Below are 13,822 nucleotides of genomic sequence, written 5' to 3' on the forward strand. Positions count from 1 at the left end.
GCCCGGTCCGGTCCTGCTCGACCAGGCACACGCGGCCGCCGCGGTCAGCGAGTTCATGGAAGACGGCCGCACCCACGATGCCGCCCCGCGCCCCCTCGCTCACAGCCCCTGGGCCGCGCGGTGCTCGCGCCAGCGGCCCAGCATCCCGTGCAACTCGTCGATCATGAACTCGAAGAACGCGGCGCTCTCCGCCAGCCGCTCTCCCGCCGCGGTGTCGGCGCCGACGGTGGCCTCGCCGTCGCGCAGCACCCGGATCCAGCGCAGCAGGTTCTCGTCGCGCCGGGTCAGCGACTCGAACCAGACGTCGTCGAGCACCCGGTAGCGGTCCCGCCGGGAGCCGGGCTCACGCTCCTTGGCGACCAGGCCGATCTGGGTCAGGTAGCGCATCGCGCCGGAGACGGCGGCCGGGCTGATCCGCAGCCGTTCGGAGAGCTCGGCGGAGGTGAGCACCCCGCTCTCCTCCGCCATCAGGCAGGAGAAGACCCGGGAGGGCATCCGGCCCATGCCCGCGACGACCAGCTCCGCCGCGAAGCGCTCGACGAAGTCGGACACCGCCGTGTCCTCGTGCTCCTCCTCCGGCTTCCCCGGCCCCTTGGTTCCCTGTACCACCCCTGCGCCCCTTTCCGGTGATCACTCGTCCCCGATGTCGACTTTAACGACTTCCCAATATTCACGTTTTTCTGAAACTACGGTAGCTTCAGAAGTATGACCAAGGCCATCACCCTGTCCGGCCTGCGCAAGACCTTCGGCCGGACCACCGCGCTGGACGGCCTCGACCTGACCGTCGAGACCGGCGAGGTCCACGGCTTCCTCGGCCCCAACGGATCCGGGAAGTCCACGACCATCCGCGTCCTGCTCGGCCTGCTGCGCGCCGACGGCGGCAGCGCCCGGATGCTCGGCAGGGACCCGTGGCACGACGCCGTCGAACTGCACCGCCGCCTCGCCTACGTGCCCGGCGACGTCGAGCTCTGGCCCAACCTCACCGGCGGCGAAGCCATCGACCTGCTCTCCCGGCTGCGCGGCCGGCTCGACCGCCGCCGCCGCGACGAGCTGGTCGAGCGCTTCGACCTCGACCCGACCAAGAAGGGCCGCAGCTACTCCAAGGGCAACCGGCAGAAGGTCGCCATCGTCGCCGCGCTCGCCTCCGACGCCGAGCTGCTGCTGCTCGACGAGCCGACCTCCGGCCTGGACCCGCTGATGGAGGTGGTCTTCCAGGACGTCGTGCGCCAGGCCAAGCAGGAGGGCCGCACCGTCCTGCTCTCCAGCCACCTCCTGGACGAGGTGGAGAAGCTGGGCGACCGGGTCAGCATCATCCGGCACGGCCGGGTCGTGCAGAGCGGCACCCTCGACGAGCTGCGCCATCTCACCCGCACCACCGTCGAAGCCCGCACCCTGCGCCCGGTCGCCGGACTGGACGCGCTGACCGGCGTGCACGGCCTGCGCACCGAGGGCGACCTGGTCCGGTTCGCCGTGGACAGCAGCGAACTCGACACCGCTGTAAGGCTCCTGAGCGCGGCCGGGCTGCGCGGTCTGGTCAGCCACCCGCCCACCCTGGAGGAGTTGATGCTGCGCCACTACGGCGACGAGCTGGCCGCCAACGGGCACCACACCGAGGCCCTGCGATGACCGCCACCACCGCCGGACCGGCCACCGGCCGCACCGCCGCACCCCGCCACCCGGCCGGCACCACCCTGGCCGGCACCGCCACGCTGCTCCGCTTCGCCCTGCGCCGCGACCGGTTCCGGCTGTCCGCCTGGGTCCTCGGCCTCTGGCTGGTCACCCTGGCCACCGCCGACAGCGTCCGCTCCGTCTACCCGACCGCCGCCGACCGCGCCGCCATCGCGCACGGCTCGGACAACCCGGCGCTGCTCGCCATGAGCGGCCCGGCCCGCTACCTGGCCGACTACACCTGGGGCGCCATGCTCGGCCACCGGATGCTCGGCCTGCTGGCCGTCCTGGCCGGCCTGCTGAGCGTCCTGACCGTCACCCGGCACAGCCGCGCCGAGGAGGAGAGCGGCCGCGCCGAACTGCTCCGCTCCGCCGCCGTCGGCCGGCACGCCCCGCTCGCCGCCGCCCTGGCCACCGCCGCCGTCGCCGACCTCGCGCTCGGCCTGCTGCTCGCGGCCGGCCTGCCCGCGCTGGGCATCCCCGGCCTCACCGCCGCCGGATCGGCGCTGTACGGCGCCGCGACCGCCCTCGCCGGGCTGCTGTTCGCCGCGGTGGCCGCCGTCACCGTCCAGCTCAGCGCGCATGCCCGGACCGCCTCCGGGCTGGCCCTCACCGTGCTCGGCGCCGCCTACGCGCTGCGCGCCGCCGGGGACGCCGGCTCGGGCGCGCTCTCCTGGGCCTCCCCGATCGGCTGGCTGCAGCGCAGCTACCCCTTCGTGGACGACCGCTGGTGGCCGCTGCTGCCCGCACTCGCCCTGACCGCCGCGACCACCGCCGCCGGGTTCGCGCTCAGCAGCCGGCGGGACCACGGTGCCGGCCTGCGCGCCGCCCGTCCCGGCCCGGCCACCGGCAGCCCGGCCCTGGGCACCCCGCTCGGCCTCGCGCTGCGCCTGCACCGCGGCCTGCTCGGCGGCTTCGCGGCCGCCCTGCTGCTGGTCGGCGCGATGTACGGCTCGCTGCTCGGCGACGCCGACTCGATGCTCAAGGGCGTCGACCGGATCCGGGAGGCGCTGGACCGGCTCGGCGGGCACACCCTCGCCGACTCCTACGCCGCGCTGACCATGCTGGTCGTCGCGGTGGTCGCGGGCGTCCACGCGGTGCTGGCCACGCTGCGCCCGCGCGCCGAGGAGAGCGCAGGACGGGCGGTGCCGGTGCTGGTCACCGGCGTCTCCCGGTCGGCCTGGCTGGGCGGGCACCTGGCGGCGGCCCTGCTGGGCTCCACCGCCGTGCTGCTCGCGGCGGGCGTGGGCTTCGGCCTGGCCGGGGCGCTGTCCAGCGGCGACGGGGGCGCGTTCCTGCGGCTGACCGGCGCGGCACTGGCCTTCGCGCCCGCCCAGTGGGTGACGGTGGGTTTCGCCGCCGCGGTCTACGGCTGGCTGCCCCGGGCCGCGCCGCTGGCCTGGCTGGTGCCCGCGTACGCGTTCGTGATCGGCTACCTGGGCCCGCTGCTCGACCTCCCCGAGGGCCTGGAACGGCTCTCCCCGTACGGGCAGGTGCCCCGGCTCCCGGCGACCGCGATGGACTGGACGCCGCTCGCCGTGCTCACCCTGGTCGCGGCCGCCCTGATCGCCCTGGCCCTGGTCGGTTTCCGGCGCCGAGACATCGACTGACGCCCGGCGCCGGGCCCCGCCACGGGGCTCAGAGGTACTTGACCAGCTCCGGCATCAGGTCCTGGAAGGTCCGCCCGCCGGCCGGCTGGCCGATCGCGGTCATCTGCCAACCGGTCGCCGTGCGCTGCACCTTCGCCATGATCTGGGCGGTGTACGGGCCGCCGCCGGTGAGCGTGTAGCGCGCCAGCTCGACGCCGGTGGTCTCGTCCACGAGCCGGCAGAAGGCCGCCTCGACCTCCTGGAAGGTCTGCCCGGTGAAGGAGTTCACGGTGAAGACGATCTGGTCGACCTCGGCGGCGACGGCGGTCAGGTCGACCGTGATCGACTCGTCGTCGGTCGCGTCGCCCGCGCCGCCGACCAGGTTGTCCCCGCTGTGCCGGACCGAGCCGTCGTTGCTGTTGAGGTGCTGGAAGAACACCACGTCCACCGGCCGCCCCTGGGCGAACAGCACCGCCGAGGCGTCCAGGTCGATCTCCCGGCCCGCGGCGAGCAGCTTGGCGAGGAAGCCCTTGCGCTCCGCCGCCTTCCAGCCCAGGCCCATCCGGACCAGGCTCAGTTGCCCGCCGCCCGGCTTCTCCAGGCTGATCTTCTGCCCCTTGGCCAGCGAAACGCTCATCGCGTCCTCCTCGTTCTGCCACCGCCCGTGCCGCGAATCTACAGCACTGTAGAGAATTTATGATCATCGACGGTGTCCTGGGAGCACCCCTACCCCGTACTCCCCCGGGCCTCACCCCCGCCTCTTCCTGGCCTCGCCCCGGAACCCCAGGACCCCCGACGACGGTCCGCACACTGAGGGAACCGGGGGTCCGACGTCTGGCGTAGCCGTCGACCGTGACCGGACGGCCGGGGCGGCGCGCGGTCTAGGGTCGGTCCCGGGACGGCACGCCCGTCCCCGCGCACCGATCGCAGTGCTCACGACCGTTCCCGGGCCGGGGCCGACCCGCGCCGGCCCGCTCACGCCGGGGGGACCACCATGCCCGAGCAGCACGAAGGAACCGCACAGCACCCGGCACCGGGACGCCCTGGAGGCTCCCGCCTCGGCCGCCGCCGGCTGCTCCGGGCCGGCCTCGGCGCGGGCGGCGCGCTCGCCACCGCCCGGCTGCTGCCCGGCGGCGCGGCCTGGGCCGCCGCGGCGCCGGACACCGACCACGGCACCGCGCAGTACGACGGCCTCTGGCCGCAGACAGGGCGGGCCGGCCTGCGCACCGACACCGCCGCCGCACAGGTGTGGCCGGACTGGGCCCGCTACGCCCGCATCGCCGACGGCACCTTCAACGAGCCCGCCGACATGCAGAGCTACGTGGACGCCCTCAAGACACAGGAGGTCAGCGTCATCGAGCTGGACACCCTGCTCTCCGACTGGCTCACCGACGCCCAGTTCGCCGCCCACATGGCCGAGGTGAAGATGTTCACCGACCTCGCCCACGCCGCCGGCCTCAAGGTCGTCATGTACTACCCGTCGCTGGAGCTGATCTCCCCCGGCGGGGAGAAGGGCCGCTCCTTCTACAAGAACGACCAGGGCAAGAACTGGGTCCAGCGCGACCTCGCCGGCAAGCCCAACGTGTTCTACGGCAGCGTGGTGGTCTGGGTCGACCCGGGCGACGAGAGCGTCTGGCTCAGCCCCAACTCCCCCTGGCGGGACTACTACCTCAACCGGATCAAGGGCGTGGCCGCGACCGGCGTGGACGGCATCTGGCCGGACGTCCCGATCTACTTCGACGGCGTGCTCTCCTGGTGCGACGCCTCCACCTGGGGCGCGGCCGCGTTCAAGGCCGACACCGGCCTCGACCTGCCCAAGGCACAGAACTTCGCCGACCCGGTCTTCCGCCGCTACGTCGAGTGGCGCCACCGCAACCTGCTCCGGTTCCAGCTGGACATCGCCGAGGCGGGCCGCTCGGTCAACCCCGACCTGGTCACCTTCGTCGAGACCGTGTCGATGGACTACCGCTACGCCACCTCGATCGGCCTGGACGGCGGCTACCTGCGCCAGGCCCCGGGCGCCGTCAGCCAGGTCTGGGAGGTGGACATCCTCGGCAACTACGACGGCATGCGGCACGCCACCGCCTCCGACTGGGTCTGCCTGATCTCCATGTACAAGTACGCCCGCGCCGCCAGCGGCACCAAGCCCGCCTGGGCGTTCTCCTACGGCTGGCAGGCCGACGACGCCTCGCTGGTGATGTCCCAGCTGATCGCGGCCGGGTGCAACCCGTACGAGGTGAAGACCCCGTTCAAGAACGACACCGTGGACGGCGCGATGCGCACCCGGATGTACCGCTTCGTGCGCACCAACCAGGCGAAACTCTACGACCCGGTCTCGATCGCGCAGGTCGGCGTCTACCACTCGGCCCCGTCGCGGGACTACGTGGCCCCGGGCGAGGGCAACGGGATGTACGTCAACGCCACGGCCCCGGCCGGGATCGCCGACTGGTGGGGCGGCGACGACCCGCAGATGAGCTGCGCCTCGCTGCCTTGGCTCGGCGAGTTCCGGGGTACCGTCAAGGCGCTGGTCTACGCCCACGTCCCGTTCGACACGGTGCCCAGCCCCGGCCTGACCGCCGACGACCTGGCCCGGTTCAAGGTACTGCTGCTGCCCAACCTCCAGGCGGTCTCGGACACCGAGGCGGCGCTGCTGCGCGGCTTCGTCTCGGCCGGCGGGACGATCGTCATCACCGGCCCGGCACCCACCGCGCTGGACGAACTGGGCGGTCTGCGCAGCGAGTTCGCGCTCTCCGACGTGCTCGGCCTGCGCAGGGCCGACCCGCTGCCCGCCACCAGGCAGAACTCCTACGGCAGCGGCAGCTGCTGGTACGTCAAGGCGCTGCCCGGGCTGAGCTACCTGACCAAGACCGACCAGGCCTCGGCGGACCAACTGCTCACCGCGGTACGGCAGTCCGCCCCGCCGGCGGTCACCCTGGCCGGGGACCGCCGGATCTTCCTGGACGCCCGGCGGCTCGGCGCCGACACCGTCGTCCACCTGGTGAACTTCAGCAACTTCGCCGACACCCCGGCGGCGTTCCGCAGCGCTCCCGCCAACTGCACGCTCTCCTACGCCCTCCCGGCCGGGGCGATCGTCACCGCCGTCACGGTCGCCAGCCCGGACGGCACCGACCCGGCACCCAAGGCCGTCCCGTACACCGTCACCGGCTCGACGGTCAGCGTGCCGCTGACCGTCGCCCAGTACTCGGTGGTGACGATCACCGCGGACTAGCGGGCGCGGGGACGCGCCAGAGGGCGGCGGGGTTGGCCTCGCCGCCCGGAGCGGACTCGAAGGCGATCCACCGCCCGTCCGGGGACCAGCTGGGCGCGCCGTCGTAGGCGGTGTCGTCGTGGGTCACCCGGACGGGGGTCCCGCCCTCCGCGTCGACCACGAAGACCTGGGCGTTCGGCAGGTCCCCCAGGTTGGAGGAGAACACCAGGAAGCGGCCGTCCGGGGACCAGCTCGGGTCGGTGTGCTCGCCCGGGACGTCGGTGACCCGCCGCAGCCCGCCGCCGTCCGCGCCCACCGTCCACAGCGACCAGTCGTCGCGGCCCGCGCTCCGGCGCTGGAAGACGATCCGGTCGCCCTTCGGGGACCAGTTCGGCTGCCGGTTGTCGGTGCCGGTTCCCGGGCCGTCCACCAGCAGGACGGGCTCGCCGCCGCCTCGGCGGACCTTCCGGATCGAGTCCCGCCCGGCCGGGTCGCTCTGCCCGGCGGTGTGCTCCGGCTCCCGGCTCTGCTGGAAGACGATCCACTCGCCGTCCGGGGAGAAGCTCGGCTCGCTGTAGCCGCTGCCGTCGCTGTGCCTGGTCACCCGCTCGGGGGTGCCGCCCGGCCTCATCAGCCAGACCTCGTCGTGCTCCGACTCCCGGTCGGTGGCGAAGGCGAAGGCGTCGGCGGCGGCGTTCCAGCTGGTGCCGGGGAGGTTGACGGCCGCCTTGTCGGGGTCCTCCACCACCTTGCGCGGCGCGCCGCCGTCCAGCGGGAGGATGCCGAGGGCGGCGTCGCCCTTGTTGTAGCCCCCGCTGAACTCGGTGAGCAGCACCGAGCGGCCGTCCGGGGCGAAGGCCGGGTTCTGCGCACTGTGCCCGCCGCTGGGGCGGTAGAGCAGCCGGGCGCCGTCGGCGCGGCGCTCGGCGCCCGCCGACGGCGGGTCGGCCGGCGGCGCACCGCCCGACGGGGCTTCGGCCGACGGCGCGTCGACCGGCGAGCTGCCGGCCGGCGACGCACCGGTTCCTGAGTCCGAGCCACCGCATCCGGCCAGCAGCAGGGCGGCGGCCACGGCGGCCACCCCGAGCGCACGAGTCCTCATGCCCACAAGCTAGTTGACGCACGGTCAACTGCCGTACGTCGCCAGGCGGATCAGGCGCCGCCGGTCGGCAGGGGCCGGCGGACCTCGCCGCGGGCCCCGCCGGCCGGATGCGTCAGCCGGCGCTCCGCTCCAGCCGGACCAGCGCGTCCACCGCGACCCGGCCGCCACCGGCCGCCCCACCACCCCCGTCGGTCTCGCCGTCCTTGTGGCCCGGCTCCCCGCCGACCACACGGTGCACCCGCTCGGCCCGGACGGTGCGCAGCCCGTGGTCGGCGAGGTCTGCCAGGACGTCCTCCGGGGTGAACAGCACGGCCGGGTCCTGCGGCCCGCCGACGCCCTCGGTGAGGTTGCTGAGGTCGTGCCCGAGGACCAGCAGGGTGCCGCCGGGAGCGAGCGCGTCGGCGGCGCGGCGCAGGGCGGCCCGGCGGTCCGCGGCGGGGAGCTGCAGGTAGGCGACCAGGACCAGGTCGTATCCCGCGGCGGGGGCTTCCAGGGCGCGGGCGTCGCCGTGGCGCCAGGTGAGCCGGTCGGCGACCTCGTCGGGCAGGTCGGCGGTGAGGCGTTCGGCGCGTTCCAGGGCGACGGCGGAGAAGTCCAGTCCGGTGACCTCCCAGCCCTGGGTGGCCAGCCAGATGGCGTTGCGGCCCTCACCGGCGGCCAGGTCGAGGGCGTGGCCGGGGGTCCGGCCGGTCAGTTCGCGGACCACCCACTGGTTGGGCGCGGCGCCCCACACCAGTTCGCTCGCGGCGTAGCGGTCGTCCCAGTCCTGGCTGTCCATCGCGCCTCCTCCGTTCGACGGGCCTGCTCGTACCGGCCAACCTACCGGGCCGCCGCCGAACCGGCCGGAAGCGGTCCAGCGGACGGACACCCTTGACGGCGAATATTGGTCCAGTCCAATCTGTTCAGTCGTGACGTGCACGGGTCGGCCGCCCGTGGTGTCCGCGCACCGCCCGTCAGCACGCGTCACCCTGCCCGCGCGCCCCCACCGCGCCCGGGCCGGCTCCCCCCGGCCCACCCGGGCCACCGCACCGCCGGAAACCCCCACACATCCGGAGGACCCACCGCATGCACGACCGTGTCCTGCCCGCACAGCCCGCTCACCCCGCCGGGGAGCGCGCCGGCCGCCGGGCCGCCCACCGCAGAAGGGCCACCGCACTGGCCCTGGCCGCCACCCTGACCACCAGCGGCGCCGCCATCGCCCTGACCTTCGGCTCCGCCTCGGCGGCCCCGGTCAACCTGCTCGCCAACGGCGACTTCGAGGCCGGCACCCTGGCCGGCTGGACCTGCTCCAACGGGTCGGTCGTCACCACCCCGGTGCACGGTGGGACCCACGCGCTCAGCGGCGCCGCCTCGGCCGGCGACACCGCGCAGTGCCAGCAGACCGTCACCGTCCAGCCGAACACCACGTACACCCTGGCCGGCTGGGTCCAGGGCAGCTACGTCTACCTGGGCGCCACCGGAACCGGCGTCAACTCCTCGGTCTGGACACCCGGCGGGACCGGCTGGAACCAGCTGAGCACCACCTTCACCACCGGTGCCACCACGACCTCCGTGACGGTCTTCACCCACGGCTGGTACGGCACCGGCACGTACTACGCGGACGACCTCACGCTGACCGGCCCGGCCGGCCCCACCTCGACCGCCAGCCCGACGGCCACCGCGAGCCCCACGGCCACGGCCAGCCCGACGGCCACGGGCAGCCCCACCGCCACCGGAAGCCCGACGGGCACCCCCACGACCGCCACCCCGACCCCGACGGCCACCGCGAGCGGCCCGGCCGGGGACGGCAAGGTCACCACGCCGACCGGCTTCGCGGTCAGCAGGACGACGTCCAACGCGGTGGTGCTCACCTGGCAGCCGTCCACCCTCACCAGCGGTGACGGCGCGGTCGCGTACAAAGTGTGGTCCAACGGCCAGCTGGTCGCCACCTCGATGGGCACCTCCGTCACGGTCAGCTCGCTGCTGCCGGGCAGGAGCTACACCTTCAGCGTCCAGGGCTACTCCGGCAGCCACGCCTCCGCCCAGTCCGCGCCGGTGAGCACCACGACCGCGGCGGCCCCCGCCCAACAGCCGGTCCGATCAGCCTACTTCGACCAGTGGGGCGTCTACGAGAACGCGTACAACGCGAAGAACGTCGACACCAGCGGCGCGGCGGCCAAGCTCGACGTCATCCACTACGCGTTCGCCAACATCGACCCGACCAGGTTCACCTGCTTCCAGGCGGTGAAGGCCTCCGACTCGGCCAACGAGTCCAACCCGAACGCCGGTGACGGCGCGGGCGACGCCTACGCCGACTACCAGGCCGACTACGGCTCCGGCACCAGCGTGGACGGCACCGCCGACACCTGGGAGCAGCCGCTCAAGGGCAACTTCAACCAGCTGCGCCAGCTGAAGGCCAAGTACCCGAACCTGCGCTTCACCATCTCGATCGGCGGCTGGACGTACTCCAAGTACTTCTCCGACGCGGCGGCCACCGACTCCTCCCGCAAGGCCTTCGTCTCCTCGTGCGTCGACATGTTCCTCAAGGGGAACCTGCCGACCGGCGTGGCCGGTGACGCCTCCGGCGGCCAGGCCTCGGCGGCCGGCCTCTTCGACGGCATCGACCTCGACTGGGAGTACCCGGGCTCGGCCGGCGGCCACACCGGCAACCACTACTCCGCGGCCGACAAGCAGAACTTCACCCTGCTGCTCAAGGAGTTCCGCACCCAGCTGGACGCCCTCGGCACCGCCCAGGGCAAGCGGTACCTGCTGACCGCCGCGCTGCCCAGCGGCCAGGACAAGATCGCCCAGCTGGAGACCGACAAGATCGGCGCCTACCTGGACTACGCCGACGTGATGTCCTACGACATGCACGGCGCCTGGGACGCCACGGGCCCGACCAACCACCAGGACCCGCTGCACGACAGCCCGGCCGACCCGACCACGCCGATCACCCCGGGCACCCGCAAGTACAACGTGGACACCACGCTCGCCGCGTACACCACCGGCCTGCCCGAGTACGGCATCCCCGGCGGCTTCCCGGCGAACAAGATCGTGCTGGGCATCCCGTTCTACTGGCGCGGCTGGACCGGTGTCCCGGCCGGCTCCGACTACGGCCTGTACCAGAGCGCGACCGGCCCGACGGCGAAGAAGCCGCTGAGCCAGGAGGCCGGCCTGGCCGCCTGGAAGGAGCTCAACCCGACCGCGGCCCAGACCCACTGGGACCCGGTCACCGAGAGCAGCTGGGTCTACGACGGCACCAACTTCTGGACCGGTGACACCCCGCAGGCCGTCCAGGCGCGCGGGGCGTACGCCAAGAGCAAGGGCCTGGGCGGGCTGTTCGCCTTCTCCCTGGAGAACGACGACGCCGCCGGAACGATGCTCAACTCGATGGACAGCAGCCTGCGCTGACGATCCATCGGACCAGAGTGGTGGCCCGCACGGAACATCCGTGCGGGCCACCCGCGGCTCGTCCTGCCGTACCCGTCCCGCCCGGGAGCGGCCCGATCAGCTTCAGCGCGTCCGGCCACCGCCCGGCGGCACCGGGTCCGTCCCGCCCGCGCCCGGACGGCAGCGCAGCAACCGCCCGGCCGTCAGCCGGGCCCCGCGCACCGCACCGTGCCGGTGCAGCGCCTGTACCGCGTAGGTCGAGCAGGACGGCGTGTACGGGCAGCAGGCCGGACGGCGGGGGCTGATCTCGGTGCGGTAGTAGCGCACCGCGCCGTACAGCACTCCGGCCGCGAACCCGCGCGGGGCGGGGGCGGACGGGTCGGCCGTCCGGTGCCCGCGCCACCCGGTGAGGGCGAAGCGGACGCCGGAGACCATCATCACCGGGATCAGGACGATCAGGCAGGGATCGGCGATCTCGCAGCAGCCGTCGAAGCAGCAGTCCGCGCCCTCGTCCCGGAGGTGCTTGCGCCGCCGGGCCTTGGCGTGGTCCTCCTTGCGGTAGCGCTCCCGGTAGTCCTCCCAGGCCCGGCGCTGCTTCTTCCGCCGCCGCCGCTCCGAGGCGGGCAGCCACCACCAGGCACGCTCCGGGCGGGCCGGTGGGTAGTGGGCGCCGAGATCCGGCGTCGGGTCGGACACTGCTGAGGACCCCCTCGCTCTCTCCGTCGGGGGCCGACCCACGACGATCCGGGCAAGATTATCCGAAGATCATCCGCCCGGATCCCGCCCCTCGGTGCCTGGCCCCTCGGCGCCTCGGTGCCTCGGCCCCCGTGACCCCCGTACCCCGCGCTCAGCCGCCGAGGTTGAGCTCGGGGAAGAGGTCCTCGAACGGCTGGGTGGTCACCGAGACGCTCCGGGAGAAGGGATTGTCGAAGTCCCAGATCATGAACAGCAGGAAGGCGATCAGCACGCTGAAACAGAGCGCCAGCGTCAACTCCCTGGGCGTGCGCCGGATCTGCAGCGCGAACAGCATGCCGATGGTCACCACCGCCCCGCCGATCAGGCCGAACCACACCACCCCGGGCATCGTCGGCCCGGCGTTCTGGCCACGCGAGTTGCGGGCCTCGGAGGCCTGACTGACCCGGTCCATGATCGGCTGGTAGCCCTGCGACTCCAGGTCGGAGGCGGGCGACCGGGTGGCGATGTCGTTCTGGAGCTTCTGGAGCAGTTGGTCGCCCTTCTCGGTGATCCCACCGGTCTCCTGCATGTAGGACCACTCGGTGTTCACCACGTACGAGACGTAGGCGTCCACGTCGGCCCGGACCTGGTCGCGGAACTCCGCCGGGTAGATCACCGCGCGGTCGCTCACCTCTCGCAGCGACTGCGCCTCGCGGAACAGGTCGTCCTGGGCGGCACCGCGCGCCTCCCAGACACCCGCGATGGCGAGGCCGAGGACGATCGCGTAGACCACTCCGATCATCATCGTGATGTACTCGATGACGTCCGGGGTCTCGTCGGTGCTGTCCGCCGCGATCGGCCGACGCTGCCTGAGTACCACCACCGCCACCACGACGGCACAGGCCGACGCCAAGGCGATGACCACCGCCACCCACTCGGACATGGGAACTCCCTTCACTGGCTTGGCTTGTGACGGAACGGAAAGGTCAATGGGGCGCCACTGGCCGGGAAGCGTGGCCCGCCGTCGGCCGGCAACCGCCCGGCGAGCCTCCAGGAGGAGGTCAGGACGGGCCCGAGCGGCCGCGCCCTCGGCCACCACCACGCCCAGGACGCAGGGCCACCGCCGCGAGCACCCCCGGGACCATGATCACCAGCAGCGTGGTGGTCATCGAGGTGCCCTGGTGCTGCTTGGCCATGGCCTTGGGCTGCGACCTGGGGACGTGGAACACCGGCTGCGCCGACGAAGTCGGCCACAGGGGGCTCGGACGCGCCGCGCTCGGCGAGGCCGCCGAGTCGGGGGCGGGCACGGTCGGCGCCGGGGCGGGCGGCACGGGGGCCGGGGCGGGCGCGGGCGGCACGGGCGACGGGCTGGGGGCCGGTGTCGGACTGGGGCTTGAGCTCGGGCTCGGGCTCGGCGATGGCGTGGTGCTGGGAGTCGGCGTGGGGGTGGCCGTCGGGGTCGGCGTAGCGGTGGGGGTCGGAGTAGCGGTGGGGGTGAACGTCGGCGTGGGAGTCGGGCTCGGGCTTGGACAGGGGTGCGGGTGGTGGTGGTGATGGTGGTGCCAGTGGAGCCAGTGGTGGTCACCGTGCTCGTCGCCCTCGTGGTCGTCACCGTCGTGCCCCGGCCCGACCTGCCCGGATCCGCCCTGTCCCTCGGCCGGCCACCCGGTCTCGCTCGGCAGCTCCGCCGGGCGCGAGGGCGAGGAGAAGGGCGGCAAGGAGAAGGACGGCGAGGGGAGATGCGGCACCGAGAACGACGGCGCCGGAAAGTGCGGCCCGGTGGGCTTCGTCGTGGGCCTGGGCGAGTGGCAGGGGTGGTGCCCGTACGGGGGCCAGTGCCCGTGGCGCCCCGGGCCGAGGCCCGGCGCGACACTGACCCCGACCTGGACGTCCACGTCCACGTCCACGCCGATGCTCACGTGACCGTCCGGCCCCACCGACGTCGACACGTCGGTCTCGTCGCACACGCAGACGTCCACCACCGGGCCGTGCGGGTACCCGCCGGAGTGGCCGGCGCCGGACGCGGTCGCACCGCCGACCAGCGCGCAGACCGCGACCACGCCGGCGGACGCGCCGAGCAGCCGTACCCGTCGCCCGCGGGCCGCGCCCCCACGGCCACCGGGCGATATCCGGCGGATCTGCCGACGCACGGGCATGGGCTCCACACACCTCTCGGATCGTCCGGGGAGGACCGAACGGCCGCGGACCGAC

At 73.6% G+C, this 13,822-nt stretch carries 11 protein-coding genes; 4 read left to right on the forward strand and 7 right to left on the reverse strand.

Annotated features, from left to right (window positions below; translation table 11 throughout):
• Nucleotides 1–99: 99 nt before the first annotated feature.
• Nucleotides 100–609 (reverse strand): GbsR/MarR family transcriptional regulator, encoded by a 510-nt coding sequence (locus tag ACWDBB_RS34225; RefSeq protein WP_449793308.1) that lies wholly within the window; start codon nucleotides 607–609, stop codon nucleotides 100–102.
• Between the two features lie 96 nt (nucleotides 610–705).
• Here ACWDBB_RS34225 and ACWDBB_RS34230 point away from each other — a divergent pair, with 96 nt between their 5' ends.
• Nucleotides 706–1,626, forward strand: coding sequence for an ABC transporter ATP-binding protein (locus tag ACWDBB_RS34230; protein WP_449793309.1), 921 nt, complete (start codon nucleotides 706–708; stop codon nucleotides 1,624–1,626).
• Nucleotides 1,623–3,278, forward strand: coding sequence for an ABC transporter permease (locus tag ACWDBB_RS34235; protein WP_449793310.1), 1,656 nt, complete (start codon nucleotides 1,623–1,625; stop codon nucleotides 3,276–3,278). Before ACWDBB_RS34230 ends, ACWDBB_RS34235 begins: the two co-directional genes overlap by 4 nt.
• A gap of 28 nt (nucleotides 3,279–3,306) precedes the next feature.
• On the opposite strand, the gene ACWDBB_RS34240 is transcribed toward ACWDBB_RS34235, so the two are convergent.
• Nucleotides 3,307–3,894, reverse strand: coding sequence for a TerD family protein (locus tag ACWDBB_RS34240; protein WP_449793311.1), 588 nt, complete (start codon nucleotides 3,892–3,894; stop codon nucleotides 3,307–3,309).
• A 357-nt stretch (nucleotides 3,895–4,251) separates the two neighbouring features.
• On the opposite strand from ACWDBB_RS34240, the gene ACWDBB_RS34245 reads away from it, so the two are divergent.
• Entirely contained in the window at nucleotides 4,252–6,486 is a 2,235-nt protein-coding gene (locus ACWDBB_RS34245) for a hypothetical protein (RefSeq protein WP_449793312.1), read from the forward strand.
• Here ACWDBB_RS34245 and ACWDBB_RS34250 read toward each other — a convergent pair.
• On the reverse strand, nucleotides 6,473–7,567 hold the full coding sequence (locus tag ACWDBB_RS34250; RefSeq protein ID WP_449793313.1) for a TolB family protein: 1,095 nt from the start codon (nucleotides 7,565–7,567) through the stop codon (nucleotides 6,473–6,475). The genes ACWDBB_RS34245 and ACWDBB_RS34250 overlap by 14 nt on opposite strands.
• A gap of 112 nt (nucleotides 7,568–7,679) precedes the next feature.
• The gene (locus ACWDBB_RS34255; protein ID WP_449793314.1) at nucleotides 7,680–8,345 is read right to left on the reverse strand and encodes a class I SAM-dependent methyltransferase; all 666 of its coding nucleotides are present in this window, start codon (nucleotides 8,343–8,345) and stop codon (nucleotides 7,680–7,682) included.
• A 287-nt stretch (nucleotides 8,346–8,632) separates the two neighbouring features.
• On the opposite strand from ACWDBB_RS34255, the gene ACWDBB_RS34260 reads away from it, so the two are divergent.
• Nucleotides 8,633–10,957: a glycosyl hydrolase family 18 protein gene (locus ACWDBB_RS34260; RefSeq protein WP_449793315.1), complete on the forward strand. Its 2,325-nt coding sequence runs from the start codon at nucleotides 8,633–8,635 to the stop codon at nucleotides 10,955–10,957.
• 102 nt (nucleotides 10,958–11,059) lie between these two features.
• Here ACWDBB_RS34260 and yidD read toward each other — a convergent pair whose 3' ends face one another.
• The 3 genes from yidD to ACWDBB_RS34275 form a co-directional block, all read right to left on the reverse strand.
• The gene (gene yidD, locus ACWDBB_RS34265; RefSeq protein ID WP_449793316.1) at nucleotides 11,060–11,632 is read right to left on the reverse strand and encodes a membrane protein insertion efficiency factor YidD; all 573 of its coding nucleotides are present in this window, start codon (nucleotides 11,630–11,632) and stop codon (nucleotides 11,060–11,062) included.
• A gap of 151 nt (nucleotides 11,633–11,783) precedes the next feature.
• Nucleotides 11,784–12,554 carry a bestrophin-like domain gene (locus ACWDBB_RS34270; RefSeq protein ID WP_449793317.1) on the reverse strand — a complete coding sequence of 257 codons (771 nt, stop codon included), beginning with the start codon at nucleotides 12,552–12,554 and terminating at the stop codon, nucleotides 11,784–11,786.
• Between the two features lie 118 nt (nucleotides 12,555–12,672).
• Complete coding sequence (locus ACWDBB_RS34275; protein ID WP_449793318.1) at nucleotides 12,673–13,767, reverse strand: hypothetical protein; 1,095 nt, start codon at nucleotides 13,765–13,767, stop codon at nucleotides 12,673–12,675.
• Between the last annotated feature and the right edge of the window lie 55 nt (nucleotides 13,768–13,822).

Source organism: Kitasatospora sp. NPDC001095, from assembly GCF_053598615.1.